This is a genomic window from Paraburkholderia sp. BR10936 (genome assembly GCF_040965735.1).
Lineage (GTDB): Bacteria > Pseudomonadota > Gammaproteobacteria > Burkholderiales > Burkholderiaceae > Paraburkholderia > Paraburkholderia nodosa_A.
Genome location: NZ_JBFRCM010000041.1, coordinates 1 through 26,015, shown reverse-complemented (window position 1 = coordinate 26,015; position 26,015 = coordinate 1). Strand labels below are relative to the sequence as shown.

General features: G+C 57.8%; 19 protein-coding genes. 11 read left to right on the top strand and 8 right to left on the bottom strand.

Annotation, left to right across the window (positions count from 1 at the left end):
• Window positions 1-127: 127 nt before the first annotated feature.
• A complete protein-coding gene (locus AB4Y36_RS39620) occupies window positions 128-430 on the bottom strand; it encodes a hypothetical protein (RefSeq protein ID WP_368685855.1) in 303 nt (100 codons plus the stop codon).
• A 27-nt stretch (window positions 431-457) separates the two neighbouring features.
• Here AB4Y36_RS39620 and AB4Y36_RS39615 point away from each other — a divergent pair, with 27 nt between their 5' ends.
• Entirely contained in the window at window positions 458-697 is a 240-nt protein-coding gene (locus AB4Y36_RS39615; protein ID WP_368685854.1) for a type II toxin-antitoxin system CcdA family antitoxin, read from the top strand.
• Between the two features lie 69 nt (window positions 698-766).
• On the top strand, window positions 767-1,243 hold the full coding sequence (locus AB4Y36_RS39610; RefSeq protein ID WP_368685853.1) for a hypothetical protein: 477 nt from the start codon (window positions 767-769) through the stop codon (window positions 1,241-1,243).
• A 632-nt stretch (window positions 1,244-1,875) separates the two neighbouring features.
• On the opposite strand, the gene AB4Y36_RS39605 is transcribed toward AB4Y36_RS39610, so the two are convergent.
• Both AB4Y36_RS39605 and ltrA read right to left on the bottom strand, forming a co-directional pair.
• Window positions 1,876-2,235 carry an H-NS family nucleoid-associated regulatory protein gene (locus tag AB4Y36_RS39605; protein WP_368685852.1) on the bottom strand — a complete coding sequence of 120 codons (360 nt, stop codon included), beginning with the start codon at window positions 2,233-2,235 and terminating at the stop codon, window positions 1,876-1,878.
• Window positions 2,236-2,279: 44 nt separating this feature from the next.
• Entirely contained in the window at window positions 2,280-3,980 is a 1,701-nt protein-coding gene (gene ltrA / locus AB4Y36_RS39600; RefSeq protein ID WP_368685851.1) for a group II intron reverse transcriptase/maturase, read from the bottom strand.
• A 1,261-nt stretch (window positions 3,981-5,241) separates the two neighbouring features.
• Here ltrA and AB4Y36_RS39595 point away from each other — a divergent pair.
• The 3 genes from AB4Y36_RS39595 to AB4Y36_RS39585 all read left to right on the top strand — a co-directional run bounded on the left by AB4Y36_RS39595 (window position 5,242) and on the right by AB4Y36_RS39585 (window position 8,564).
• The gene (locus AB4Y36_RS39595; protein WP_368685850.1) at window positions 5,242-5,862 is read left to right on the top strand and encodes an H-NS histone family protein; all 621 of its coding nucleotides are present in this window, start codon (window positions 5,242-5,244) and stop codon (window positions 5,860-5,862) included.
• Window positions 5,863-6,027: 165 nt separating this feature from the next.
• Window positions 6,028-6,270: a hypothetical protein gene (locus tag AB4Y36_RS39590; protein WP_368685849.1), complete on the top strand. Its 243-nt coding sequence runs from the start codon at window positions 6,028-6,030 to the stop codon at window positions 6,268-6,270.
• Between the two features lie 509 nt (window positions 6,271-6,779).
• Window positions 6,780-8,564 (top strand): hypothetical protein, encoded by a 1,785-nt coding sequence (locus AB4Y36_RS39585; protein WP_368685848.1) that lies wholly within the window; start codon window positions 6,780-6,782, stop codon window positions 8,562-8,564.
• 84 nt (window positions 8,565-8,648) lie between these two features.
• Here the strand turns inward: AB4Y36_RS39585 and AB4Y36_RS39580 are convergent, their stop codons facing one another.
• A complete protein-coding gene (locus AB4Y36_RS39580) occupies window positions 8,649-8,930 on the bottom strand; it encodes a hypothetical protein (RefSeq protein WP_368685847.1) in 282 nt (93 codons plus the stop codon).
• A gap of 148 nt (window positions 8,931-9,078) precedes the next feature.
• On the opposite strand from AB4Y36_RS39580, the gene AB4Y36_RS39575 reads away from it, so the two are divergent.
• On the top strand, window positions 9,079-12,672 hold the full coding sequence (locus tag AB4Y36_RS39575) for a hypothetical protein (protein WP_368685846.1): 3,594 nt from the start codon (window positions 9,079-9,081) through the stop codon (window positions 12,670-12,672).
• An 812-nt stretch (window positions 12,673-13,484) separates the two neighbouring features.
• Window positions 13,485-15,035 (top strand): SIR2 family protein, encoded by a 1,551-nt coding sequence (locus AB4Y36_RS39570; protein ID WP_368685845.1) that lies wholly within the window; start codon window positions 13,485-13,487, stop codon window positions 15,033-15,035.
• Window positions 15,036-16,281: 1,246 nt separating this feature from the next.
• Here AB4Y36_RS39570 and AB4Y36_RS39565 read toward each other — a convergent pair.
• The 3 genes from AB4Y36_RS39565 to AB4Y36_RS39555 are packed head-to-tail and all read right to left on the bottom strand — an operon-like array spanning window position 16,282 to window position 19,312.
• Entirely contained in the window at window positions 16,282-17,625 is a 1,344-nt protein-coding gene (locus AB4Y36_RS39565) for an amidohydrolase family protein (protein WP_368685844.1), read from the bottom strand.
• Window positions 17,626-17,648: 23 nt separating this feature from the next.
• Window positions 17,649-18,434 (bottom strand): alpha/beta fold hydrolase, encoded by a 786-nt coding sequence (locus AB4Y36_RS39560; protein ID WP_368685843.1) that lies wholly within the window; start codon window positions 18,432-18,434, stop codon window positions 17,649-17,651.
• The gene (locus tag AB4Y36_RS39555) at window positions 18,431-19,312 is read right to left on the bottom strand and encodes a fumarylacetoacetate hydrolase family protein (RefSeq protein ID WP_368685842.1); all 882 of its coding nucleotides are present in this window, start codon (window positions 19,310-19,312) and stop codon (window positions 18,431-18,433) included. The genes AB4Y36_RS39560 and AB4Y36_RS39555 overlap by 4 nt, the downstream gene beginning before the upstream one ends.
• Window positions 19,313-19,461: 149 nt before the next feature.
• Between AB4Y36_RS39555 and AB4Y36_RS39550 the strand changes: the two genes are divergently transcribed.
• The 4 genes from AB4Y36_RS39550 to AB4Y36_RS39535 all read left to right on the top strand — a co-directional run bounded on the left by AB4Y36_RS39550 (window position 19,462) and on the right by AB4Y36_RS39535 (window position 24,487).
• Window positions 19,462-20,175, top strand: coding sequence for a FadR/GntR family transcriptional regulator (locus AB4Y36_RS39550; RefSeq protein WP_368685841.1), 714 nt, complete (start codon window positions 19,462-19,464; stop codon window positions 20,173-20,175).
• Between the two features lie 784 nt (window positions 20,176-20,959).
• Window positions 20,960-22,009, top strand: coding sequence for a YncE family protein (locus tag AB4Y36_RS39545; protein WP_368685840.1), 1,050 nt, complete (start codon window positions 20,960-20,962; stop codon window positions 22,007-22,009).
• Between the two features lie 174 nt (window positions 22,010-22,183).
• Window positions 22,184-23,215, top strand: a complete 1,032-nt coding sequence (locus AB4Y36_RS39540; RefSeq protein WP_368685839.1) for a crosslink repair DNA glycosylase YcaQ family protein — start codon at window positions 22,184-22,186, stop codon at window positions 23,213-23,215.
• 3 nt (window positions 23,216-23,218) lie between these two features.
• Complete coding sequence (locus AB4Y36_RS39535) at window positions 23,219-24,487, top strand: transporter (RefSeq protein WP_368685838.1); 1,269 nt, start codon at window positions 23,219-23,221, stop codon at window positions 24,485-24,487.
• 564 nt (window positions 24,488-25,051) lie between these two features.
• Here AB4Y36_RS39535 and AB4Y36_RS39530 read toward each other — a convergent pair.
• A partial coding sequence (locus AB4Y36_RS39530) for a PLP-dependent aminotransferase family protein (protein WP_368685837.1) occupies window positions 25,052-26,015 on the bottom strand: 964 nt, incomplete at its 5' end.

Below are 26,015 nucleotides of genomic sequence, written 5' to 3'. Positions count from 1 at the left end.
GACAATCATCCAGCGACAATCATCAGGAAGGAGCGACAACCATGACCGAATAACCACCGACAATCACCCCGGTCGACCGGCCAAAATGATTGTCGGTAAACCGGCCATCCTGCTTGACGCTATCTAGCTAGCCCTGAACCTTCAGCACGCGACCACGTCCGCAGGCGCGCCGCAGGTAGTCGCGGTGCAGGTCAAGGAAAAATTCGGGGTTCTGCGCTTCTATGCGGACGGGGCAGACGACCGCCAGCGTGCCATGATCGAGCTTGCCGAAACAATGACCGGCCGGATTTGTGAGGTATGCGGCAACAAGGGAGAACTGGTGAGCAAGAATGGCTGGATGATGACGCGCTGCCCTGCCCATTCCGCGGGCAGAGACGAATAGGCGCGTCGTGTCGAGATGCTCGCTTCGTGCAGGGGCGTTTTCGCGCATATTCGGAAATCTGTAAGGAGATGGTCCATGGCGGCGGATGACACCCATTTGAAGAAATCGATGACTGTATCGCTGGCCGGGTCGCTCCTCGCTGAAGCGAAAGCCCTCGGCGTTGATGTGTCGCAGGCGGCAGAGGCCGGACTTGCACGGGCCGTTGCTGACAGGCGTGCCGAGCTTTGGCTGAAGGAGAACGCGGATGCAATTGCGTACTCCAACGCCTATGTGGAGGAGCATGGGCTGCCGCTTGGCGAATACCGGATGGTTTGAGACGGCGCCCAAGTCACTCTCATTGGAAACACCTGGCAGCCCCTTCAAAGGAACAGGAGGCTAACGTCTATGACCGCTCCACGCAGCCCATGGAGGACACGCTATTTCCTTGATACCGAGTTCACGTCGTTTGAAGCTTGCCAACTGATCTCGTTGGCGATCGTGGGCGAAGACCGCCGCGAGTTTTACGCGGAAGTATCCGACTTCGATCGTGCGTTGTGCAGCGACTTCGTGCGTGCAACTGTGCTGCCGCAGTTGGGCATACCACCCGGTCGTGCCATGCCGTTACGTCAGGTCTCCCGAGAAGTGCTTGCGTGGCTCGCCCAGGTGCCACTCAGGCCCGAGCCCGTTCTGTGCTTCGACTATGAAGGCGATCTCCGGCTGCTCGAACGCCTGATCGGCGGTCGCATGCCGACAGGCTGGAAAACTGAAAACGTCTATCGCCGGATCTGTGACCTTGAGAAAGAGCGCTTTTTTATGAACACAGGCCTGAGCGATCACCACGCGCTGCACGACGCCCGCGCGAACGCATACGCGTTCACCTGAAGTTTCAGAGACGGCAAGTCGCGCGCAGCGAACGGTTCTGACGCCGCGGAAATGAAGAAACTGCGGGTGCATTGTCAAAACCGAACGATCACCCACCGTCGGACCGACGGGTTCTATCTGTCAAATCCGGAGCGTCGGCTAATCATGGCATCAAAAATCAGTGAGTTCGCTAACTGGATGTTCCCGCAAGCGCGGGGCAAAGAGGCTATCGTTTCGCTCGTCATCACCGCGCTCGGCTTATGCGGGGGTCTTGCCACGATTGGGCTGATCCTCTTCGCCCGATAGGGGCGAAGACCCAGGACCTGCGCCTTGTGACGCGGTTGCAGTCCGTCCGCCTACTGGCCCGTCTCCTGGTATATCGAATAGTGCTTCCTCGTAGCCGTCGCGCGATGCTCGGCAGCAGAATGCAACGCACAGATCCTGTGTTCGATTAACCCGGCTGCCTTCGAAGCGCGTGAGGAATGTCGTTTAGGGGAGGCCATATGCGGATGCTTAACTCAGTCTGCAGATCCTGCACGAGAGCCGGTGATCCCTTGGATTTCATTCGTCATATCAGCACCAGGCGACGTCTGACGAGCTAAAAGCTCGTGCGTTGGCTTTGGCGACCATTCGGCGCTTGAGCGGGGCGGCACTCAAGCGACGCCAACGCCCTCTGTCGTGATTGTTGCGAGTCTGGTCCCAGCAAACGGGTCATTGCGCCAGTCGGTGCCGGTGCGCTTGCCCGGGACCTGGGTCGGTGCCGGATCAATTGCAAAATGCTCGAGAGACTGTCCGGCGCTGATTGCCTGAACCACCCATTGTGGAGGGGCACCTTTACCATCCCATGTGTTTCCGGAAGCGTCGCGGAAACGCACTGCTCGCAACCGCTCCTGATCTGCCGCAATTGAAGTGGCGATGTCTTCCGGTTTGATTTCAAATTCGGCCATCCGTCGCCGCAGATAGGCCACGATGCTTTCGCGCTTATTGGGTAGGAGACGGCCATTGCTGACCATCTCCCCCCTAAGAACCGTACATGCGAGTTGTCCCCGCATACGGCTCAAGCCTCCATAAAGCTCCGTTTAACGGGAGCCGGTTTTACGACGGTGATACCCTGGCTATGAACCTGCCGATGGCAGTTCGGGTGCAGGAGCACGCGGTTGGCGTTTCCATCCGACCCGCCGAGAGACCGGCGAACGATATGATGGCTGTCCCAAGTCTTGTCGTCCGCAAGTTTCTGCGAACAAACGGGGCAGTCGCCCCCCTGTGCCATCCACAACCGAATCAGCTGCTTACGTCCCTCCAGCGATTTCCACATCTTGCTGGAGAGACGCTGCTCGAAGTATTGCTCATCCTTCGGGTCGTAGCAGTTGCGTTCTTGCTGGATCTTTGTGTGGCGTTCGATCTTCGTGTCTGCCATGTTCCGCAGATTGACGGTTCGATCGGCGCTCGGTTGTGACTCGGCGCAGCTGAAAACCCAGTGCCGGTGATTCTTGCGACGGAAGTACTTCGCAACCATCCACCGCTTACCTTTACCGGGATGCCTACGCTTGATCCAGCGCCACAACATATGCCAAATTTCCGAGTCGACGCGACTGAAGATTTTCTTGGAAACCACCGCTCGATGATAGTTCGCCCAACCGGTAATCATCGGATTCAACCGTTTAATGAGTGCCGCTTGGGTTCCCGAACGATGGCCCTTGATGACCGTCCGTACTTCTCGAAGGAAGTTGTTCATGCTCTCTTTCGATGGTTTGATTAGGAGCTGACCGTTGTATCTCCGGACCGTCTGACCAAGAAAATCGAATCCGTCGTCGATATGCGTGATCTTTGTCTTCGTTGCCGACAAAGTCAGACCGCGGGCCGCCAGAAAAGCGGTGACCTTTGGCAGGATCTCGGTCTCGATCCACTCGCGGGAACGCGCCGAGATGACGAAATCATCCGCATACCGTACAACGTTGATCTGGGCCGACAGCCGCGCCCGCCCAAACAGTTTCTTTGGGAGGAGGGCGTTCAACCCATCCAACGTCATATTAGCCAGCACCGGGGAAATGATGCCGCCTTGAGGGGTGCCGGCGTCGGTGTCGAACAACCTACCCTGTTCAACGTACCCGGCCTTCAACCATTTCCGTAGAATCACGTTGTCCGTAGGGATGTTGGCGATCATCCAGTCATGACTGATATTGTCGAAGCAGCCTTTGATGTCCCCTTCCAGAATCCACTGAGCCGCGTTTCTTCGGCGGAAGATCAGGAAGCAATGTTGGATAGCGTCGGCACAACTACGCTCCGGCCGAAACCCGTAGGAACTTGGGTCGGCGGTCGTTTCGGCTACCGGGGACAGGGCCAGCAGATGAAGCGCTTGCATGGCCCGATCTTTCATTGTTGGGATACCAAGGGGACGTGTACCCCCGCTTGCCTTCGGAATCATGACCCGGCGCAGCGGCTGCGGACGGTATCCGCGCCTTCTCAGGCTTGGGATGGCCTTGGCTTTGGCATCCGGTGTCGACCATGTTGTGCCGTCGACGCCCGGGGTTTTCTTGCCTCGGTTTTCCGTAACTCGTCTAACGGCGACAGCTTTGCCGCTAAATGAGTTGGTCAGCAGGTGCTGTAGGGCTTTCACCTTTCCCCACCTACCGTTCCGTGTTGCCTTCACGATACGTGCTTGCAGCCTCCGTACGTTGGAGTGACAGTTGGACCAGTTGATCTGGTGCCATGTCACCTCCTTCGCAGGAGACGCACACGCCAAAGCATCAGCGTTCATTTGCTTTTCTCCTTGATAGAGGTTCTAGAAGGTTTCTCGTGATTGGAGACCAGTCGGAAGTCTGCCCAGTATGCCTGGCTGTGATGCCCGGTTTCCCTGGAGGTGATATTTCAACCTCTATCTGACCCATTACAGGACGGCCTTCGCTTTTTCCGACATCTCATACCCGTCCTCCCAACAGCCTTCCTTACGGTTGACCTGCCAGTCCGGGCGACTACTGTGCCCATGGCGGGGGTACGGGCTTACCGTGTTCCGCATAAGAAACACAGAGGGTTAGGTTCTATCTATCCGCCGGTAACCGTGTGATCCACGTGCCCCCAGAAAGACGGAGAGCAGACTCGATTACATACCATTTTGGTCAGAGCCCGATACCGCAAGCACCTTTGGCTCCTCAATGATGACGACAGTTCTATCGATAGTTCACATGCGTTAACCATACCTCCAAGCCTAGCCCTCCGACCGTAGTGGTGCTAACAGTCGTTGTCTATCCTCGCGGATTCGACCACTCCGAAGAGAAGGTGCATTGTCCCAACAGCTTCAGACCCAGGAATTACTCCCCACGCCCGTGTTGGTAGGCTACTGCTGGTGGAACAGCAGGTCATCTCGTGTAGCGATGACAATTCCTTATGCGACTTTCACGTCGCACTCTTTCATCCATTCAGTATTCTCCGCGCAATGAACTGTCTTTGGACAGATGATTCCAAATCGCGTGCCGCCAGGATACCACGCGACTTGGTGCCCCCGTGCTGACGCAGCGAAGAAGGTGGTGGTGTTTTGACCAACGTCTTGTTGGGAGCGGCACGGGGGAAGTGTCCAAGCTAGCGGACGGCGTTTTCAAACAGTATAAGGCAATCGGGAAACGACGCCTCGTATGCTTGCGTACCTTCTGTCGTCGTGTGTTGCGCGCACGATCGTGTGTGCGCAACAGACCGGATCATCGGTTATGCGAACACTGATGCGCGGGCACGTGGTGCGTTAGCAGGGAATTAAACACCTCGCAGCAAGGTAGCGTGCGAGCGGAAAACAGCGGTTCCGCTACGCGCAGACAACTCAGGCGTGAGTCTATTTTTAATCTCCGGTGACCTTCAATCCGTTTTGCGCCGTGCATTCAATTTGCACGAGCGTACTGATGAAGTCATAATCACGACCGCGACGATGGCGTCAATTCTGACGGGCAGACCGAACTTCGAAGTGCCTGGGAAATAAGCCAGGGAAGTTCCAGGATCGCATGGACGGTAAACCCCACAGGGAGGAATAGACAATGGTTACCTTGGACGCAATCAACTCGAAAATTGCAAAACTCCAGAAGCAGGCAGTAGCGATTGCCGAAAAGCAGTCGTCGGTGGGCCTGACCAAAATCCGTGAGCTGATGCAAAAGCATGGACTGACTGTCGCTGATATTGAAGGCTTCGTTGGTAAACGACGCGGTCGCAAGCCGGCGGCTACGGGTGCAAAGGCAGCAGCAAAAGCCCCGCGTGCGGCCGTGCATCACGTTGCGCCCAAATACGCGGATCCGAAAACGGGCGCGACGTGGTCGGGCCGTGGCCTTGCGCCGCTCTGGATCCGCGATGTCAAGGATCGCTCGAAATTCCTGATTGAAGCCGGTGCAACGGCAAAGAATGCTGGCGCAAAGGCGGCTCCCGCAAAGAAGGCGGCTCCTGCGAAGAAGGCTGCCGCGAAGCGTGTCGTGGCTAAAAAGGCGGCGAAGACGGCGGTAGGCACGAAAAAGGCTGGCCGGGCAGCGGCTGTTCCGGCAAAGGGTGTGCGTGGACGCAAGGCCATAGCACCCGGGAAAAAGGCTTCGGCACCGCGCAAGGTTGCTGCCAAAAAGGCACCGGCCGCAGTTGGGGCTGCCGCCACGCCTGAAGTCGCAGCAGCGTAACGGGGCGATACAGTCGTAGCTGGTGGAGCGACATGCTGGCCACGTTTCATTGGTGGCCCTCTACGACTGATCACTCAGGATCCTTTGTGCGTCGCTTTGAATCAGTGTGACGTCCGAGTATTTCCGTGAGGGGGCGCGGACACAAAGCCGCGTGCCTCGAACCCCATGGCACACCGTCTCGAGCTTGTATCACTGGCGTTGCTGGCTGACTCTCCACCGGAATCGGTTCTTTCGGCGGTCGGCCGGCTGATCTCGGTTGCCTGGCCGGGCGTGAGCCGCGCACAGCTCGTGGATCGTGTCCGTCGGCTCGACATGCGCGCTTCGCTACAGGTGCAGCCCGGTTTTGTTAAGGCGACTTATCGCAAACGCATCTATGGTCTATCTGGCATCCAGAGGGAGGCGAACTGACGCCGGCGGCCGCCCGTGTGAACCGGCCCACCTCGTTCCAGGTAACCGCCTTTAGGCACGCCGGATGAGTGCTGGTGGGCAGCGCGGAAGGCGGATCGACGCATCACTGCCTTGAGACGCAATACGACGGCTAGGCAGGTCGCAGACGGGAAGGGGCATTTGAGCGGCGTCCCGGGCGGCGAGTTGTCGGCCATAGCCAATATTGAGGCGCGCCGGGTTCTACGTCAGCAACGTGGAGGATTGCAGACATTGGTTGCATTGAGCAGCCCGACGTCAGCTTCCTGCATTTGCGAACTCACACGTTCGATCCCAAGTGGAGTTTCGGCGTGCCGTCTTCGAGCGTCCGATCTCCGAATGATTTCTGCCTGTGGGATTCGCTGCTTTGGATATCTTTGACTCTATGCGTTTTTCGAAGCCGATCGGGCGTTCCTAAGGCACCTCGGTGGTTCGCAATTTTTTGTCTACTGTTCACGTAAATTCTTGCGTGGTGCATTCTAAATACGGGCGCGTTGAACCAGCCCAACGCGGGCAGAGGCCGGACGACGCGCCAACGTACTTCCCGCACACTTGTTAAACTTCGTCATCGCAAAAAAATACAATTTGATCATATGCGTGGCACCGTTGACATCAAGATTCGACCGACCAAGTTGGCCTTCCTGGTTGATCCCAATAGCGCATCGCAGGTTCGTGAAGCGATCCGTCTCGCCAGTAGTCTGTGGGGAGGGGTCTATTTTCCGATCATCCCGCTCTTCAAGCGGATGCCAGCGAGTTGGCGCGAACGGCCATTGTCGCTTCCTGCCTCAAGTGACGTGGTGCGCGGCTACCTTGATGCCTTTGATCCAGACATCCTAGTACAGTTTTCTGGAAGCCTTCCGGCTTATATCACCGATACGCGACTCCCGATTATAAAGCCGGAAGAAATGTGGGGGCGGGCGCAAGCCTTGGGCGAACCCACCTACGGTATTGGCACATTCACACTGCTCGATGCGATTTACAAGGAATGCTTCAAGTACAAGTCAAAGTATCCCACAAAAGTCGTTGTTCCAGTTATTCCGAATAAGCTGGGACTGTTTTGGGCAGGCGTATATGGCGAATACGGCGACGGCATTCTGTCGGCAATAACCAGCCATTACGGTGAGCCGCTGGACATCGAGCGACCACCGGTTACGGCGGAATCGTTTCCGGAACTTACCGGGCAGGACGTCCTTTTCCCACGAAGAATTACGGCATGGGGCCTTCTCAATCAAGGCCGTTTGAACTATGGACGACACGCATGTATCTTTTTCATGGATGCGAACAGCGTCGAAGACGTCGTTGATCTCTGGAATCTTCGAGCCACTGGTAGGAACGTACTTCCGCTCCCGAAGCAATTTTTGCAGGAGGAGTCATTCCGGAGGGTGGTGATTGAGTTCCTCGTCGAGGAGCGACGGCAATGGCCGCACGATCCTAAGCACTTCGACGTCGCGTCATTCATTCGCAGTCGCCATTCCACCATGGATGAAATGCAGGAGTATGCGAAAACGCTAGAGTTTCCTACGGCAAACTCTAGCCCGGCTAAGGGGTCGTACTGTTCGTTGCAGCATTGGTATCCACGTATATGGGACGAATGGGCCCGCGGCAAAGACGGTGGCGTAGTCGACGTCTATGCCGAGGGCGAGCATTCTATCGACATTGCAAGCCTCTCTGACCTTGAAATGCGAATCAAGCCGCTGGTGCCGGAGTTCGCACCGCGGGATTGGTTTCATAGCGAAGGACTTGAACGCAACGTCCTCGCGCAATCGCTTGTCAACCAACGCCGCTTCCAGCGCTTGGGGCAAAACAGCCCCTTGGGAGTTGGGAAGGCCATCGGCATTAACTTCCCGGGACTGGCCCGGTTGGACGGTGACGTCCGTCCAGCCGGCCCCGGTTCACCCGGTAGGTGCATATTCATGAAGTTCCGAGCAACTTCATTAAGCAGGATGCTCAGCGTTAACGTAGCGCGGCGAAGCTCGCATTATGCCGTTTGCATGAGATACCACCCCGAGACGATAGCCGCGCTCCGTCGTCGGGCGCTAGCCGGCGGCGGATTCAACCGGTCGATGCAACACACTACAACCTGCGTGAGCAGCGGAGGTGTTGCAAATGAAACAGCGACCGAGGATCTATTACTCCGAGAGCCAGCGAAGCCTGATGTGGGCGCGCTGGCCGCTCGAACATCCTCGCCATATTCGACGGCTAGCGTTGCGGCAATATCGTCGCATTTCTACCGACACCTAGGCACCCAACGCCGCGCTAGAAGATTTGGGGTTAAGTAATCTACTCAGCCTCGCGAGGTGTCTTCCGGCGCGCCCTCCGTTGTTCCGAGCGCCTCTGCCATTCCTGATGCAGCGGCGGCAGGTTCAGGTACAGTTGCTGAGTCGCATCACAGAGGGCGAGTAATCCGTGAACGTGAGCGAATCTTGCACGCTGCGCTTCAGGCCAACAGTGGGGGGGCGATTCCAACCCAGCAGTTCAGTACCGGTGAGGATTAGAACAGGGTTGATAGAGCGCTCGGCTTTCCAGTGCCTTCGCCCGAACTTCGCAAGCTTGCCAATTGAGGCGATCTCCTTCGCGGTCAGTGCGTCTCTCAGAGTACTGAAGACGAGGATAGCCCCCGGGAACATCTCAGCGAGCTCGCGCATTCTGGCAATGTCCTTTGTCTCGAAATGACCATATGTCTTGCACTCTCCGAACAGCAGACCTTCGCTTTGCTCGCCGTAACACGGGGCTCTGCTTTGCTATCGCTACCATATTGATTGAGCGTTAATCACTTATAGATGGACTCAACCGATGCCTCGCTTCCTTAGTTTCAACCATGTTCCAAGTGAGACGCGACGGATTCTGCGGGATCGCTTCGCCGCCAAGCTCCGCGTCGTTCAGCAGCATCGATTTCTTGATCCGGACTTGAGAGTGACACCGGACGAGCTTGTCCTGAAGTTGCTGACAAATTTGAAGATTTCTTCAAACAAAGAATGGTCAATTGCAGAAGACAACTATGCCAAGGCCACGCCGAGCGCTAACGAGCCTGCCGACCTCTTGGCTTTGGCCAATTCGGGTTGGTTACGTCGGATTTGGGACCGCGTCGAAATGGGTCGAGATCTACGGTTGGCCGTAATGCAGGCTCCAGCGGGCGTGATGGACGCCCGTAAGACTCTGCTTTCCAGCATTTACGATTGCCGATACGAAGTTTGTGCCAGCATCCGGTCGGCTCCCGAGCTTGCGGATCTGGTCGAAACCATCGAGGCAGAGCGTACCGAATCGCCTAGGATCGTCACTCGAACGCCGGATTGGATCGCCGCCCGCCTCTGGGAAGAGACCTTAGCGCAGGAGGCCACGCAGGATCGTGCTCTTCGCCGGTGGATGGATCTGTGGCGGCTACTACAATATCCATCACTCGTTCCTGGCTTGGTTTGGAGCCCAACGGATGCCAAGGCGTTTCGGGAGGCAGCATTTCATAGAATTGCGACCGACCCGGGTCTTTATGGCTGGATGGAAACGCGAAACCTCTATGCGAAGCAAGCGGCGCTGGCGCACAACATGGAGGCGGCTATCGCTGACTCTCGATTTCCACAGCCGCCCGATACGCTGGTGGATAAAGCACTTTGGGCGCAATCTCAGCCAATCGAGGCCGACGCCTACGATTCTCTGAACGTCTGCGGGGATTTGTTCGGTCTAGCCAAGCTGCTCCTTGCAGAAGCAGATGTTGAGGACAATTCGCCCGCTCCGCACCCGGTAGCGGGTCGGATTGTCAATTTGGCTGTCGAACGAGCCGAGCTCTTCATTGATTTGTTATTTCGGGTTAAGGCTTGCCCGAGACTGCTCGCAGACTTGGCCATTCATCCTCCAAGCTCAGCCCTCGCTTGCCTCATGATCGCCCAGTGGAGGTCGCCGACCGGCGCATGGGACCGCGGCCTGGTGGAACGCGATATCCAGATTGACCAAGCCGAGGCATTTGCGGACGCGGTTTCCATACTAGGAGAACATCTGCGCACCGGAAGGACGAACGCTGGCGAGGCGGCAGCATTGCTCAACTGGCTACATGGTCGGGCCGGTCCTGGTTTCATCGACGATATCGCTGGCGCGGATCTGTTGATTGGAACCTTCCGTCGAGAGCTCTCCAGCTGTACCAAAACCGTTCTACTTGCGATGACGCAGGCGCTCGATGGGCCGGACTTGCGCAGGGGTGTTGGGACGTCTGAATTTGCCGCTGTCCTCGATCTTTCTGACCTTGGTGGTCTTGAAGGAGAGGTGAATGCTGAGACCGTTATAGCCGCCTATGCACACTCCATCGCTACAGACAACTATTGGCTGTCAGCTCACAGGATTGGGGCAGCTGGTGCGGCTGCGCTTGCTCGCATGGCTGACCGGACGAAGGCACTACGAGCGCAGTTCCTCTATCCGCTGGACGTGCGCGCGCGGTTGTCCGCTGTGACTGCGGACGACAATGAGTTTGTCGTTGCGGATGCCATCGGACGTTCATTGCGAGCGCACATCCGGATTCTGTGCCGCGCGGCTGTCGGTGGAACGGAAGACATACCCGCCGACCTGTTTGACGCCTTGGTCACTGCAGTCCGGACAGCTGCACTACAACATAAGGAGAAAGGGCGCATCGCCGCGTTCGCCCCGCGTTTCGAGAAACATGTTGCAATGTCGGTCTCCGACCGGCCGCTTGCCGCTGACCTCTCCGCGGCGCTGACGTTTGTCGACCGACCGCGACAGGAGACTCTACTGGCAGCGATTCTCGAAACCGACGAGCCCCTCATGCTGGCACAGTTGCTTTCGGGAAGTCCTCCCAATCTCCGCCACTCTATTCAACAGCGAATTGCAGCGCTCGCACCGATCGACGCAGGAGCGATTCATTCGCTTCCGGAGATGCAGGCCCGCATTGACGAGCTGCTTACTGCTGGTGCCGCAGACGCTGCTGAAAGTTATATGAAGGCCGAGGTTGGACTCAAGACGTTTGGGAAGCCCGCCGGACGCGAACTCATCCGCTTTCAAAACCAGCTCCGCCTCGATTTTCTACGTGAGGACTGGGCGGCAATTGCGTCCACGGCTGATCCAATTTTCCCAGCGCCTTTTGAGCAGGCCGCGGCGGTTGAGACCTTAATGCAATTTCGCGCGCTTGCTGCACTGAAGGGACCCAACCCAAATCCCGCTTGGGCAAAAACGCTATTCGCGGAGTTATTCGACAAGCGTTCGTCCCTGCGCTTCGCAACCAACTGGTTCGCGGCCGAGATCAGTGAGTTGCTTCAGGCAGATAATTTCGGGCTGTTGAAGGGCGAACAAATCCGCAAGGGGCAAAAGGCGATTGCAGAAGTGGAACGGATGACGGCACTGCTTCCAGCGGGCTCTACAGATGAGGCCATGGAATGCAATCGTGCGTTGCTGCTGCTCGCGCTGGCCGAACCAGGGCAAGCTCTTGCCGTACTATCAGCCACGAACTTGGTTCGTTTGCAAGATACTGCCGCAGCGTATCGTGCAGTTGCGCTTGCCAGGTTGGGACGGCAGTCGGAGGCGACCGCAGCGCTGGATGTCGCTGAGCACACTTTGGGAAGGACGCCGGTGCTTGCGGCATCACGAAGTCACATTGCAAACGGGGCAGCCTTTCTCTCGGCACCCGACGTCTCAGTTTATGAGGATCTCGTGGACAACGTTGCATCTGCGATTGCGAGATTCCGGACGATGAATCCCTCTGACCAAGCCAGAGTGCTTCAACGGAAGGCGGATCCGTTCGAAGCGCTGCTGGTCGACTACGTCAGAGCTGCAGCCGACGCCGTTGTATCTCTCGTCCCGATGATGAAAGGTGTCCAGATTGACGCCGTTGAAGATGATCTGACCGCCTTTATTCAGCAATTGTTGGCGGCGCGCATTCAATTTCTGGGATGGTCGGTCGGAGACCAGTCGAAAGGCGGCTTCAGTGCTAAAGGCAATCCGGGCGAGCGGGATCTTCTCGTTACCTGGGGTGGTTCCGTGCTTGCCCTGATCGAAGCGATAGTTTGTGACAAGCCGCTTACTCAAGATGTGATGAAGGCGGACTTGGAAAGTCATTTTCAGAAGCTACTTGGTTACGGAAATCCAAGGATCTTTTTTCATCTTACCTACGCCTATATCGAAGACAAGCACGCGCTCATGCAGTTCTTGGAGACGTCGGCCGAGACAGCCAGCCCTCCGGGTTTTGGCTACCTTGGGCGTGAGCCAATTCCTCATAACGATTCTCGACCACCGGGGTTTGTGGCGCGGTACAGGGCGGACTTCGGTGAGGTAAAGGTCGTTTTCCTTGTGCTCAATGTGGGTCAACAGCGACAACGACGGGCCGCGAGGACTGCGTCCGCTACAAAGACTCGCAAGGCACCAAAGAAACCGAGAAATAATGGACACAATTGAGCGTTTGTATATATTCGAAGGAGAAGCAAGAGCTATCGTATACGACTTCATCAACAACCGCGCGGGTGAAAGAATGTGCGCCTTCGCCAATCTAGCGGCCGTTTCCTAGGCGGAGCCGACGTCTTAGTGAATAGGCGAAGTCGCGGATGAGCGTCGCTTCATGGCCGAGAGCACCAGTTCGACGAGTCTCCACGGACCGGATGTTGAAATCGTCGAAGGCAGCTTTCGGGCGATCTCTGTGAATGAGTAGCCGCTCCACCAAACTGACGCCTGACTAATCGTTCGAGCGGGCGGCCCCCGGCCGCCGCCGGATTCGGACGTCGCTGCAGATAGGAACGCTGCCTTTTCGGCAGGCTATGATGATGGCGTTCTCGCGCAGGCTACAGCGTGTTGCACCGACCATTGCGTCGGCTGCGAAGATTCGCCAGCCAATACCTCCGCAAGTTGCCTGTTGCATCTCTGGAGTCGTCATAGCGATTGATCGCGGTCAAACGGCGGAAGAGGGCCGCTTTATGCCTCTTGCATCGACTCGCCCAACTCGCAATCGCGGTGCGTATAGCCGTGGGGCGAAGATCGGCCACAACCTGCGTTTCAGCGAGCAGGAAAATCAGCCGTAGCTGCACTATGGGAGTACTTTACGGGTGCGCCGCGCGTAATTCGTAGTTCTGCCATAGCTTGCGCCTGCCCAGCCTCACTCGCGTGATCGCTTGAGTAGGCGAATCAGTAGTGGTGCTCTCCCTACCGCCGCGTGCCGGCACTGTTAATATGCTCCCTAGCAATATTCCGAGACCAGAAACCGTCGAGTGCCAATAATGAGTCTGACAGACCAGATCGAAGCCCATCTCAAAAAGTTCGCATCGCCACCCTATCTCTTTGTCGGTTCAGGTATAGCGCGCCGCTACCTCGGGTTGGAAGATTGGCAGGGGCTTTTGGAGAAGCAATGCGAGCTACATGACCTTGATTATGGCTTTCTGAGCAGCAGCGCAAACGGTGATCTACCGGCATTGGCGTCTGCCATGGCCAAGGAGTTCCATCCAAAATGGTGGAAGGAAAAAAAATACAAGGATTCTCGTGACCAATTTTCAAAGCAGGCAGGTAATGACGAGTCGGCCTTGAAGTTCGAAATAGCCAAGTACATCACTTCGGCGGGCATGGTTACCGCGGATGCTGCACTGCTATCTGAGCTTGAACTCTTTAGGCAGGTCGTGGTCGACGGCATCGTGACTACTAACTGGGACGGATTGTTGGAGGCGTTGTTCCCCGACTACAAAGTATATGTTGGTCAAGAGGAGTTGTTGTTTGCGCAGATCCAAGGGATCGGCGAGATTTATAAGATCCATGGCTCGTATGACGATCCGAATTCACTGGTCCTCACGTCTTCTGACTACAACGAATTTCATCGGCGCAATCCCTACCTCGCCTCGAAACTACTGACGTTCTTTGTCGAGAATCCTATCGTATTCCTCGGGTATTCGCTCACCGATAAAAACATCCTCGACATCATTCATTCGGTGATCGGTTGTCTGTCGCCAGGGAACGTAAAAAAGCTCGCCGATCGATTGATTTTTGTGCAATGGGACCGAGACAGTACAGAGGACAGGTTCGAGCGAACAATCTTGTCCAGCGACGGGAGGTCATTGCCTGTGTTTCAGGTCACGACTTTCGATATGGCGAACGTCCTCGCTGCGCTCACAAAGATTAAGCGGAAGATTCCGGCGAAGATTCTCCGTATTCTCAAGCAGCAGGTTTTTGACCTTGTACATACTACGACGCCCAGCGAACGTGTATACGTGAAAGACATCGATGACTCTACCGACGTAAGTGCGATTGAGGTTGCAATCGGTGTGGGTATTCAAGAGCGGCTACGCGACAAGGGTTACACGGCGATCAGCCGCCCTGACATTGTTAGGGATGTGCTTTTCAACGACGGAAGCTATCGCGCAGATCTGATTGTGCGCGATACTTTGCCGGAACTGTTAAAAAAGACTCCGTACGTCCCGGTCTTCAAATATCTTCAAGCCGCTCAAGGCACACCCAAGTGGGATGCAAGTCAGATCGGACCACGGGTATCGAAGGCAAGCAAAAAGATCATTTCTGATTTCCGCCCGACGAGCGTCGGTCGAAGTACTGCTGACGCGATAGCCGCATACAGCAAAGACTTCGCTTCTTACGCGAAGCAAAGTGACTCTGAAACGGTTGTTAACTACGCCGGATTGTTGCCTGAAAAGGCTTTGAAGCCGCAACAGCTTCATGAGTTCTTAACGCAAAACATCTCTTTGATGAACAGCTCAAAAACCAACGTCGCAACCAATTTCCACAAGCTCGTGTGCATGTATGACATGCTTAAGTTTGGGCCTCTGTGAATCTCCCAATCTTGCGAGTGTGGGCATTATCTACTAGGCGAGGATTTGGGGCTGTCGCGCCCGCACATATCGACCTCTAGTGAAGTGTTCGCCGTTGCGATCGACCAATGCGCTGTCCGCGCGGTAAAGCGGTCACGCAATCGGAGATTCTCGATGGGCAGTCCTGGCCCAGCGCGACGCCTGCCAAGTGCGCGCTGGGTGGCCGTTGAACATGGGAAAGTGGCCGTTGGGGCTGAGTGACTCAGGATCGATAGTACTCATCCGACCGCAGTGAGAGCTGACATTCGTGGTCACACGTTTATGGATGGCTGAAGAGCGACCTGAAGCTGCCCTACGAACGGCGACATCTGAGCGTCCGCAATGGCCGAATTGGGCGCGTAGCAAGTCCGTCAGATTCCAGAGTGCTGCGACCGTTCCAACGGCAGGATTCCTCGCTTGCTCAAGAAGGGGAGTGGTCGCTCTGAGACGGCGGCTCGCGAAAGCCATCAGACGAGGCAAAGAAGGCGCCGCGGGAAAGGGATCGGTATGCTCGTGGCCCCGTGTGCGGTACTTTCGGCAAGCAAGGCGGCGTAGACTGCCATCAATGCAAGAAGACTTATCTTCATATATCGATTTTGCTTCGATTTTTCGAGAAAACTTCAACCGCTCACGCAGCGCGGGGAGAGAAGGGGTGCCGGGAAACGACCGTGGTGTTGAGGAATTGGGCATCTCCCCAGTATAGGTAACGGGTTATGGGGTGGGGCGTACCTTACACGCGCGCCTGCTGCAGAATGCGCCTGCGAATCGCGCGGTAGGTCGCGAAGCGAGAGGCGCTTCGCGACCCACTCCGGTCAGACAACTTTCTCCAAACCGGTCAGTCAGCCAAATCCAGATTTTGTAAACTAGAGTGCCGCTAAGCGGCCGTTGGCGACCTCACCCAATCGGCCATGAGGGGACGTTCGCGTATGCATTTTGAACGTCGGCAATGGAGCCCTTTTGCGACGACCGTCGATGTCTCACGGGGGCTGAGGGAGATGTGAGTCTCAAAGCGCCACTTTCAAACGCTCCGGGTGCTGCACGGGCCAAGGAGATTGGCTTAAGTTTGCGAGAGCGGGCCCGCCGCTCCCTCATCCCGTGACTCTCGTAGGGCTACCCCGTCCAGTAGAACTAGAAGTACGTTCGTACGCCCACGCCGAACGTATAGCCAGAGCTGGCTCCATTTTTTCAGGGAAACAGCCGGGACTGGAGTGAATATCCCGGCGGGACTTCAGCGGGATTCGGCGTGCATTGCCTTCTTGACGCCTTCATCCCTCATAGGCTCGTTGCCTCCGGTGACGTGGATGGCACCCTCCGGCGCCTTCATGTCGTAGCAGCTCTTGATAAGCTCACCGTCTTTCATGACCAGGGAAATCTTCGCTGGGTCCTGCAGCACTTTCAGGTCTTCAAGCGGGTTGCCGTCGACCAGAACGATGTCTGCGTAATACCCTGCCGCCAGTTTCCCGATGCTGTCCGGTTGCATCATCAGTTCGCCGCCTAGGCTGGTTGCCGACAACAGTGCTTCCTTCGGCGTCATGCCAATGTACTTCACGAAATGCTCGAGGTCACGGGAGTTCGTGCCATGTGGCATCCAGGCAAAACCGTAGTCGCCGCCCGGGAGAATCCGGATGCCACGCTTGTGCATCTTGGTGAGCGTCTCCGATGCGATTTCGAGTTCGCGCGCGTACCCCATTTTGGTCGCGACTTCTTCCGTGATGCCCCACTTCTCGGCGTGATACAGCGTGCTGACAAGCCACCCAATGCCGGGAGCCACGAAGTGCTTATCCTTGTTTGCTTCGAGCATGTCGAGCGCTTCTTCGTCCGCGAAGCTTGCGTGGAAGACCAGCTCCAGGCCGTGACGGACACACTGCTTGACCGATTCGCTCGAGCGGGCGTGAGCGGCAACTCGCTTGCCTGCGCGTTTCGCCTCCGCAGCCAGCATCGCTATTTCTTCCTCGGAGAAGGGCGAGACTTCTGCGGGGATACCTGCGATGTATTCACCTGAGAGGTTGATTTTCAGCTGGTCAACGCCGTATTTGATGAACATGCGCGCAGCACGTCGCACTTCTTCTGTCCCGCTGACAACCTCACCGAAGTTCAGTTCACGGAACGGCAGATGAGGCAACGTGTTATCACCCAGACCTCCGAGTGTCGTAATTTCCTGGCTGCCGGCCAGATACCGCGGCCCAGGGAACTCGCCGGCGTTGATTGCATTGCGCAACACGACGTCCAGGCGCGGCTTCGCGGCAGCAGCGCCGAGCGCAGACGTGAAGCCCATTTCGAGATAGCGCTTTGCCACCCTGACGCACCACAGGATGTGTTCTTCCGGCGGCATGAATTGAATTGCCGACAAAGAGGGCTGGTCATTCCACGAAAAGTGGGTGTGCGCCTCGGTCATGCCTGGCATGATGAACCGTCCGCGCCCGTCGATGGTGTGCGCGCCAGCTGCATTCACCCTCTCGCCGTTCTTTGCTACACGGGTAATCCGGTTATCTTCGACCAGAATTTCGCCGATATACGGGTCGGCCCCAGTGCCGTCGAAAATGTTTACGTTGGTAAAAGCGATTCTGTTCATGTCTCCTCCGATAGGTGGGGGACCTACTGCATTGACTTGTAGAAGGCCTTGAGCTCTGCGGCACATTCGGCGGGCTTTTCGAAGGTCGTCCAATGACCGCAGCCTGAGAGGACTGTGACCTTGCTTCCAGCGACGCGCTCGCCAATTGCCTTTACCGCGGCCGGTTGACCCACACCATCTTCATCACCGGTGACCAGCAACGTCGGTACGGAAATCTTTTCGACTTCGGCTGCTTGCGCGCCTGCCAGTGCCTCGCAGCTTTGCGCGTAGCCTTCCGGCGACTGGCGCATCACGCTTTCCCGCACCAGTGCGACCGTGACTGGACGCTGAGCCTTCGTCTCAGCGCTCGTCGCACCCTTGACGATAGCGTCGGCAATTTCCTGCACGCCCGCGATGCCTTTCTCTCGCGACAGCGCTGCTCGAGCCTGAATGCCCGGGCGACCCTGGTCCGGAGGGGCAAGCAGCGGCCCAAACAGCGCCAGGCTCTTCACGAGTTCGGGGTGTTTGATGGCCAGATGCTGGGCGACGATAGTGCCCATCGAGTGTGCGACGACGTGCGCTTTCGAGATGCCTAGTTCGCCCAGCACAGCAGCTAACGTCGCGACGTACAGGTCGATGGACAGCGGTTGTGAAGGGAGCGCCGAACGCGCGCTACCGGGCAGCTCGGGACGGACGACTTTCATACCCTCGAAGGCGGAAAGAACTGGGGTCCAGTTATTCGACGAACCACCGAGGCCGTGAATACAGACTACCGCCTGTCCATCGCCGTCGACTTCGACCGCGATGTTCTTGACCAGAGTCGTTGTCATTCACCCACCTCATTTTCCAGCACGCCGACGTTCTCGATTTCGATGCGAACCACGTCACCCCTTTGCAGGAACTTCGGCGGGTTGAAGCCGATACCAACGCCCGCCGGTGTGCCGGTTGCGATGACGTCGCCCGGTTGCAGTTCGATACCAGCGGACAGCGTCTCGATAAGCGTCGGGATGTCGAAGATTAGCTGTTTGGTGTTCGAGTTCTGGCGCAGTTCGCCATTCACCCAGCACTTCACGTCAACGTTCTGGCCGTCGACTTCGTCAGCGGTGACAAGGTAAGGTCCCATCGGACAGAAACCGTCGAGCGACTTGCCGATGAACCATTGGCGGTGGAGCTTTTGCAGGTCCCGGGCCGTAAAGTCGTTGATTACGGTATAGCCGAAAACGTACTCCATTGCGTCCGCCTTCTTGATTCCACGGCCTGCCTTGCCAATAACGACCCCAAGCTCCGCCTCGTAGTCGAGCTGGCTGGTGACGCCGACGTGGCGGGGAATCTTGACGCCCGGTCCAATGACGGTGCTTGCCGGCTTGGTGAAGATGACGGGCGCTTCCGGGGCGTGTTCGCCGTCCTTGGCGCTGCTGTCGAAACCCGACTTCTGGAATTCGGCCGCGTGCTCGTGATAGTTTTTGCCGACGCAGAAGATATTGCGACGCGGCTGGTCGATAGGCGCAAGTACGGTGGCGTCGCTCAGCGGACGGCCTTCGCCGCGCGGGCGAAGGTCTCCCTTGAACTGGCTGAATGACTGGACCAATTGGACCATATCGCGGTTAAAATCCGGGACCAACGCCGACACTGGCCAGAAGACCGATTTGTCGACATCCACGACTGCAATCAGCGCTGCGCTGTCAACATGGAGGTTTGCGAGTTTCATGAATTGGCTCCTAAGTTAGTCCAATTGGTTTGCGTATGATGTACTGTAGAACCATATTGGACCTCTTGCAAGTAGGGGTTAACCAACAATATCAACCAATTGGTACATGATGTGGTAAGATTTAGTCAATGCAACAGGGGAGCATTGCGATGGGAGAAGTCGAGGCGAAAAGCCCAGTGAGGGCGACCGGTGCGAGAGCGTTGGCGGCGTATCTCTACGATGAGATTGCGTCTGGCCGTATGGGTGACGGCGTCAAACTGCCCGCTGAACGTCAATTGAGCGAGCAGTTCGGTGCTTCGCGCGGCGCGGTGAGGCGCGTTTTGCAGGACCTGAAGGACCGTGGCCTGATTACGCAGTCTGTGGGCAGTGGAACCTTTGTGCTTCCCGGTGCTGCGAAAGCATTGCCGCCGCCGGAAATCGTCATCGACGAGATTTCCGAAACGCAGACCAGCCCCGCTGAGCTGATGGAGGCGCGGCTTCTCATCGAACCGCTGATGCCGAAGCTGATAGCGCGCAACGCCACGTCGTCCGACTTCGCGCGGATGATGGAATGCATCGAGCGGTCCGAAGCGGCGCAAACGGTAGAAGAATTCGAGCACTGGGACGGCGAGTTGCATCGTACGTTTGCGCTGGCGACACACAACACTTTCTTCCTGAAAGTGCTTGAGTTGACCAATCGAGTTCGCGAACAGGGCGAATGGGGGCGACTCAAGCGCCACTCGCTAACGCCCGAGCGACGCAAGGAGTACGAAGCACAGCACCGGGCGATTGTCGAAGCGCTACGTGACCGCGATGCAGATGAGGCTGGCGAGGTGTTGACAGGGCATCTGCGTCAGATTCAGCGCAACTTGTTCGGTATCTGACGGCCCGGGCCCAAGCCGAGGCTGCGCACTGCGCCACGTCCCATGCGCTAGCGGTGTCGAGGCTTAGGAGTTCATTTTTGGATATTTGATGGCCGATTTACGTCACCGGCCGGCCGCAGTATGTCAACTATCTGCCGTTCGCAACGTCAGCCTGAAGGACAACAACGGAAATCGTCGTTTGATACATGGCGGCTCGAAGGACTACAACGGGTCGATACGGGAAGTTCGTAGGTGGTGGCGACGTGCTTGCCATAGGCGTATCCCAGTGCCACTCCGCCACCGGGCCGGGTGCCCGGCGCGGGGTGACAGATTTATTGTCGCAACGGTTGACAGTTTTATTTTGTTCTACGGCACAAGACGCGCAATCTTCTCCGTGATTACCACCGCCTGTTCCTGCGCTATTCGGTGTCTGTTCCTCGTGCTTCATCGCCGCCTTCGCGAGCGTTGCGACGAGTGCGAGCGGACAGCTATTGCGTCCGCTCGATGATACGCCGCCAAAGCGAAAATTTCCATTTTACGGGTTTGACATCGTCAAAATTTGTTTGACGCAACTTTTTTAATCAATTACTTTTATCCTGCGAATACACAGGTGGGCTAATCCATGCTCCGTGATTTCAATGGCGGATGAGGTGGCCTATATATTAGGCCACCCATCAGGGGATTCGTATATTCTAATTTTATGCAAAACAAATATCCTCAAAAGGAGTGATATCGGAATATAAGCTCGCCCTCCGTTTTTCTCGATGATTATCTTATAAACGCAATTCAAGGAAAGGAAAATGCAATGAGCGTCGAATTTTATTCCACGGACACCGACCAGGGCACCATCTCCGTCATCCGCAAAGAGGGCCATGTGTACGAGGTCGTCAAGCAAATCCGCGTCGGCAACGCGCCGCGGGGGTCCGTGAAGTTTACGCAAAACGGGCGAGGTTTCGTTTCAAATACGAGCGGCAATACTATTTCCGAGCTCGACGCTTTCGAGCATAAAGAGGTCGGCCGGATTACAGTGGGTTTTGGTCCGCGCGGTATCGGCATCGTGCCGGGCGACCGCTATGCACTGGTATCCAATTCCGGTTCCGATACCGTATCCGTAGTCGATCTGCAAGCCCGAAAGGAATTGACGCAAATCGCGGTGGGCGCCGATCCGCGACATATGGCGATTACAAAAGACGGCAAATCGGCTTACGTCAGTATTTGGGGCGGTGGGCACATTGCGAAGCTCGATATTTCCGGTCTTTCTCATGGCGAAGTGGACGGTATCCGCCAGATCGCGACGATCGTCCTGGGCGAGAATTCGAACCCGTACAGCCTCAACATCGAACCGGGTGGCCGATATGCATTCGTCGCCTGCAATGCTGCCGACCACATTCCGGTGATCGACCTCGCGTCCGACGAGGTGAGCCATCGCATTCCAGTCGATTGCGACGAAGGCGCATGCGGCGCACGCGCCGTCGCGTTCTCCGCCGACGGCAAGGTCGCGTTCGCGACGCTGGAGCGCACTAACGCCGTCGCCGCCATCGCGATCGACAGCATGTCGGTGATTCGCTATATCCAAGTCGGACCCGCGCCGCGAGGCATCATTCAGGACGCGGACGTGCTGGTGATCTCCAATTTCTCCCGCAGTCCCGGAGGCGCGCCGATGCCTTCGTTGAAATTGATCCCGCACTCGGTCACGTTCGTCGATGTGAACGGCGTCGATCTGAAGGCGCCGCTGCCGGTAGAGTGTTATAACCAGGTCCGTGTCGGACACGGCCCGTGCAGCGTGTCGATGTTCGATCCGTCGAAGGCGACCGGGCGTTCGGCCGCCACCACGCTCTACACGGCAGCCGTGTAAGCCATATAGAGCGTTGGGCTGAAAGCAGGGCGGATCGGCTGAAGATCCGCCTCTTTCGCGCGCCTTTTTTATTGTTCAATAACGCATGTCATCCCAGTGCCGACTACCCTCACACTCGACGTTGCGCGGACTATCGCGGTTGCAAGCCAAGGATTCGAGCACCAGAGCCAATCGTTGGAACAGGTATTCAATCATGTGAAGTGCGTTCAGCTCGACCCGTTGAAAGCGATCCGCGAATCGCACGAACTGGTCTGCCTGTCGCGCGGCGTGCCACTCGAACGAGCGAAGTCGCTGCTGACGGCGGATAGCCCGTTCCAAATCTTTACCTATCCGGGCCATGCGATGGCTATCCTGCCGCTGGATATGTGGCCCTGGTTCGCATTCATGCGCCGGCATCTGCTGGCCAAAGGCTGGCGCGGTCCGGCGGTCGACGCCGATACCGTCTGTTCGTTGCGAGCGTTGCTGCGCGAGCGGGACGTGATTACCGTGAAAGACCTGCCCAAGGGGACTGGGACGGGCTGGAACCGCTCGTCGCAATGGCGCATCGCCGCCGAATGGCTGTTGTGGACCGGCGAAGTCGTGTCGACCACACGCAACGGTACGCATCGCGAATACGCTTTGACGGGCAAGGCGATTCCCGAGGCGTTGCTCAGGCTCGAGCCGTCGGACAACGATTGCATTGACCATCTCGTCGCTGAAGTCGTCGAGGCGCTAGGCGTGGCGACCTCCGACGACATTGCCGATTACTTCCGGCTTCGGCGGGACAGGGTCGAGCGCGCGCTTCAAGCCATCGACTGTCCCAAAGGGACGGTCGATGGGTGGATCGAACCCGTATGGCTATCGCGGCGCGCAGAGTCGCTGGCGAGGACGAAACTCGACTGCGTGACGCCGCTTTCTCCGTTCGATTCGCTCGTCTGGTATCGGCCAAGACTGCAGCGGCTGTTCGGCAAAGCGTACACGCTTGAGGCCTACAAGCGGGCTGATGAGCGCGCCTTCGGCCACTACTTCATGCCGATCCTGGCCGGCGCGGAGATCGTCGGCCGGGTCGCGCCGCGCCGGAATAAACATCAGGTTTCGATAGAAGCGTACGAATTCGATGCGTGCCTCGACCTGGCCGTCACCGAAAGAGCGCTGCATCTATTGCAGGCGTGGAGCGAAGCCGCCGTGTTCGAATCCCCAACGCAACATCTTTTGATTGCCGAATGACGCATGGCTAACTCCTCGGTTTCCTATCGGGCGCTGCTGGCGAAGCGCGGATTTGTCGGCTTGCTGCTGGCGGTTTGCGTCGGCCGCTTTTCGTCGGGTTTGTTGCCGTTCGGGCTGACGGCGTTGTTCGTGCAGGGGGACCGATATCTTTCGGCGGGCATCGTTTCCGTGTGCTTCATGTTCGCAACGTCGGCAACGGCGCCGTGGCGCGGCCGTTATATCGATCGTCATAGCGCGCGGCGCGCACTGCCGAGGTTCGCGCTCATCTCGATCGCCTGTGTGGCCGGCGGCTTCGCAGTGCTCCATCTGTCGCATGCGAAGCTGATCGGCGCCGCGCTCGTGACAGTCGGCGCTGCATTGACGCCGCTCAATAGTGTGGTGCTACGTTCCATCTGGTCCAGAATCGCATCCGACGAAGGCGAGCGTCAGGCGCTGCATGCCATGGACTCGCTGCTGGAGGAAGGGATTTACGTGCTGACGCCGTTGCTGGTGTCGGCCGTCTGGGCGCTGGTCGGTCCCGACTGGGCGATTCTGCTGGCTGGTATCTCGATAGGCGGCGGCACGTTCCTGTTGTTCAGATTCGCGCGATATGCCGGTGCAACGGTCGGCGCCGTGCTCGACGAGACTCATGATGTACCGGCCGGCAGCGCGGATTCGAAACGCAGAACGCGCCGGCTACTCGTTTTCACGCAGCCCGGTTTGGCGCTGGCCGTGCCGATGTTCGGCTTCTCGCTGACGATGGGTGTCGGCGCGATCGCCTATGCCGCGTGGTCGAGCGCGCATTACACGGCGTCGCTGACGGGCGTGTTCGCGTCGCTGGGGTCGGCGGGCGGACTCGTGGGAGGCCTCGTCTACGGCAAGCTCAGAATGTCGAACCCGACGGCGTCGAAGCTGTATTTAGCGATGCCGGCGTTCGTCGGGCTCTGCACGTTGCCGATGCTGTGGACGACGTCGGCCGCCGTGGCCTGCTGCGTCGCGTTCGTCGCGGGACTGGTGATGACGCCGATGTTCATCGCGGCGTTCGTTCGCGTGCCGCTCACGTTCGACAAGGCGTACTTCAACGAGGCCAATGCGTCGATCGGCGCGACCTATAACGTCGGCTCCGGTCTTGGATCGCTCCTTGCCGGCGCGCTGGTGCAGCGTGGGTTGCTTCACGCCGCATTCGGTTGCTCGGTGCTGGTACCGGTCGTGGCGGCGTCGGTTGCGTTTCTGTTGTCGAGGCGTTTCGACGGGCGTACCGCAGCGATGGGCGCGCCGGAATCGTCGCATTGACGCGGAGCCGTGGGCACGGCCTTTGTGCCGGCGTGATTCTGTGCACAATTCGCGTCCCACAAGTTACTGAGTTTGAATGTGATTTCTGGATTGCGGCGCGTCGGCCCTCGGCGGCGACACTTTTACTGACGAACATGTGACGCTTTCAATACGGCCCACGCGGGCGGACCGGCTGGGCGACGGCTAAGGGACCGGACGGATCACCGAGGTCCCCCGCGCTCTCGTGGTGACACATTTATTGTCGCAAAGGTGACACTTTTAATGCATTCTACGGTCGGCACCCGCGCCGGCGCGAGTCATCCCCGTTACCTCATGACCCTGCGCGCAGAGCACGCGCACCAGCGGCAGTCCAACGGCGCCGGTGGCGCCTGCAACGAAAATCTTCTCGATTCCTCCTAAGACTGCGTGGCGACGCAGTGCAGCGGTGATTTAAAGAAATGGCTCAGCGCAACGTGACGCGCCAGCCGTGAACGGCATTGTGTCCGTTCACTGGTCGTTAAAAAAGTACCAAAAACCGGAAGAAATGGCGTACCAGCTGGCCCACGACCTGCCGGCGCTTTCGCATCAGCTCAACTTGCGGATCAGCTGATGCAAGCGATCGCAGGCCGCTGGAATCTGTTGTTCGATCGCCGGCGCAACGCCAAGCAGCAGCCCGGAGCGCTGCGTGGACTCGGAGCAGTACCAGATCGATAGCGGCGCGGGCGCGATCCCGTAGGCATAGGACTCCCGTGCGATCCGCTTGTCGTCGGCGCCATCGGCGAGCCGAACCACCACTGCCAGACCAGCCGGATAGGCGTCGAATCCCCTGGACTCGAGCGCGGTCATCAGTGCCTGGCTGCGGCCCGCGTAGATGCGTTTCATGCGACGCAAGTGCCGCATGTAATGCCCGTCACGCATGAACTCGGCCATTGCCATCTGTACTGCCGGCCCCGGTGCGGAAGACAGGCACGCTGCCGCTTCATCGAAGCGGGGTACCAGGGCGGGGGGCACCACCACAAATCCCAGTCGCAGCGTCGGGCTGATGGTCTTGCTGAACGTCCCGATGTGAATGATACGCCCCGCTCGATCCTGCGACGCCAGCGCTGGCGCCGCGCGGCGTTTCAGCTGCAGCTCGCCCAGATAGTCGTCTTCGATAATCCATGCCTGCGCCCGGGCCGCCCACTCCAGTAGTTGCCGCCGGCGCGCGAGCGACAAGGTCGGACCCAACGGCGCCTGTTGCCCCGCGGTGACCAGCGCCAACGCGGCATCCGGCGCATGCGTTTCGCCGAAGCCGACGTCAATGCCTTCTTCGTCGACGGGAATCGGAACCGTCGTGATCTGGCCAATTTCCAGGGCCTTGCGACTCAGCAAATATCCGGGATTCTCGACCCATGCCTTGCGGCCTTGGGCCTGAAGCACGAGTAGCGCGATACCGAGCGCCCCCGAGAATCCTGCCGTGATGTAGATCTGCGAGGGCTGGCACTCAATGCCGCGTGACAAGGCCAAATGCGCGGCGATTTCCCGGCGGAATTCATGTTCGCCGCGCGGG

Excerpts from the sequence above, each read along its gene's own strand:
- AB4Y36_RS39620 (WP_368685855.1), bottom strand. The coding sequence starts at position 430 with ATGCGCGAAAACGCCCCTGCACGAAGCGAGCATCTCGACACGACGCGC.
- AB4Y36_RS39615 (WP_368685854.1), top strand. The coding sequence starts at position 458 with ATGGCGGCGGATGACACCCATTTGAAGAAATCGATGACTGTATCGCTG.
- AB4Y36_RS39610 (WP_368685853.1), top strand. The coding sequence starts at position 767 with ATGACCGCTCCACGCAGCCCATGGAGGACACGCTATTTCCTTGATACC.
- AB4Y36_RS39605 (WP_368685852.1), bottom strand. The coding sequence starts at position 2,235 with ATGGTCAGCAATGGCCGTCTCCTACCCAATAAGCGCGAAAGCATCGTG.
- ltrA (WP_368685851.1), bottom strand. The coding sequence starts at position 3,980 with ATGAACGCTGATGCTTTGGCGTGTGCGTCTCCTGCGAAGGAGGTGACA.
- AB4Y36_RS39595 (WP_368685850.1), top strand. The coding sequence starts at position 5,242 with ATGGTTACCTTGGACGCAATCAACTCGAAAATTGCAAAACTCCAGAAG.
- AB4Y36_RS39590 (WP_368685849.1), top strand. The coding sequence starts at position 6,028 with ATGGCACACCGTCTCGAGCTTGTATCACTGGCGTTGCTGGCTGACTCT.
- AB4Y36_RS39580 (WP_368685847.1), bottom strand. The coding sequence starts at position 8,930 with ATGCGCGAGCTCGCTGAGATGTTCCCGGGGGCTATCCTCGTCTTCAGT.
- AB4Y36_RS39575 (WP_368685846.1), top strand. The coding sequence starts at position 9,079 with ATGCCTCGCTTCCTTAGTTTCAACCATGTTCCAAGTGAGACGCGACGG.
- AB4Y36_RS39570 (WP_368685845.1), top strand. The coding sequence starts at position 13,485 with ATGAGTCTGACAGACCAGATCGAAGCCCATCTCAAAAAGTTCGCATCG.
- AB4Y36_RS39565 (WP_368685844.1), bottom strand. The coding sequence starts at position 17,625 with ATGAACAGAATCGCTTTTACCAACGTAAACATTTTCGACGGCACTGGG.
- AB4Y36_RS39560 (WP_368685843.1), bottom strand. The coding sequence starts at position 18,434 with ATGACAACGACTCTGGTCAAGAACATCGCGGTCGAAGTCGACGGCGAT.
- AB4Y36_RS39555 (WP_368685842.1), bottom strand. The coding sequence starts at position 19,312 with ATGAAACTCGCAAACCTCCATGTTGACAGCGCAGCGCTGATTGCAGTC.
- AB4Y36_RS39550 (WP_368685841.1), top strand. The coding sequence starts at position 19,462 with ATGGGAGAAGTCGAGGCGAAAAGCCCAGTGAGGGCGACCGGTGCGAGA.
- AB4Y36_RS39545 (WP_368685840.1), top strand. The coding sequence starts at position 20,960 with ATGAGCGTCGAATTTTATTCCACGGACACCGACCAGGGCACCATCTCC.
- AB4Y36_RS39535 (WP_368685838.1), top strand. The coding sequence starts at position 23,219 with ATGGCTAACTCCTCGGTTTCCTATCGGGCGCTGCTGGCGAAGCGCGGA.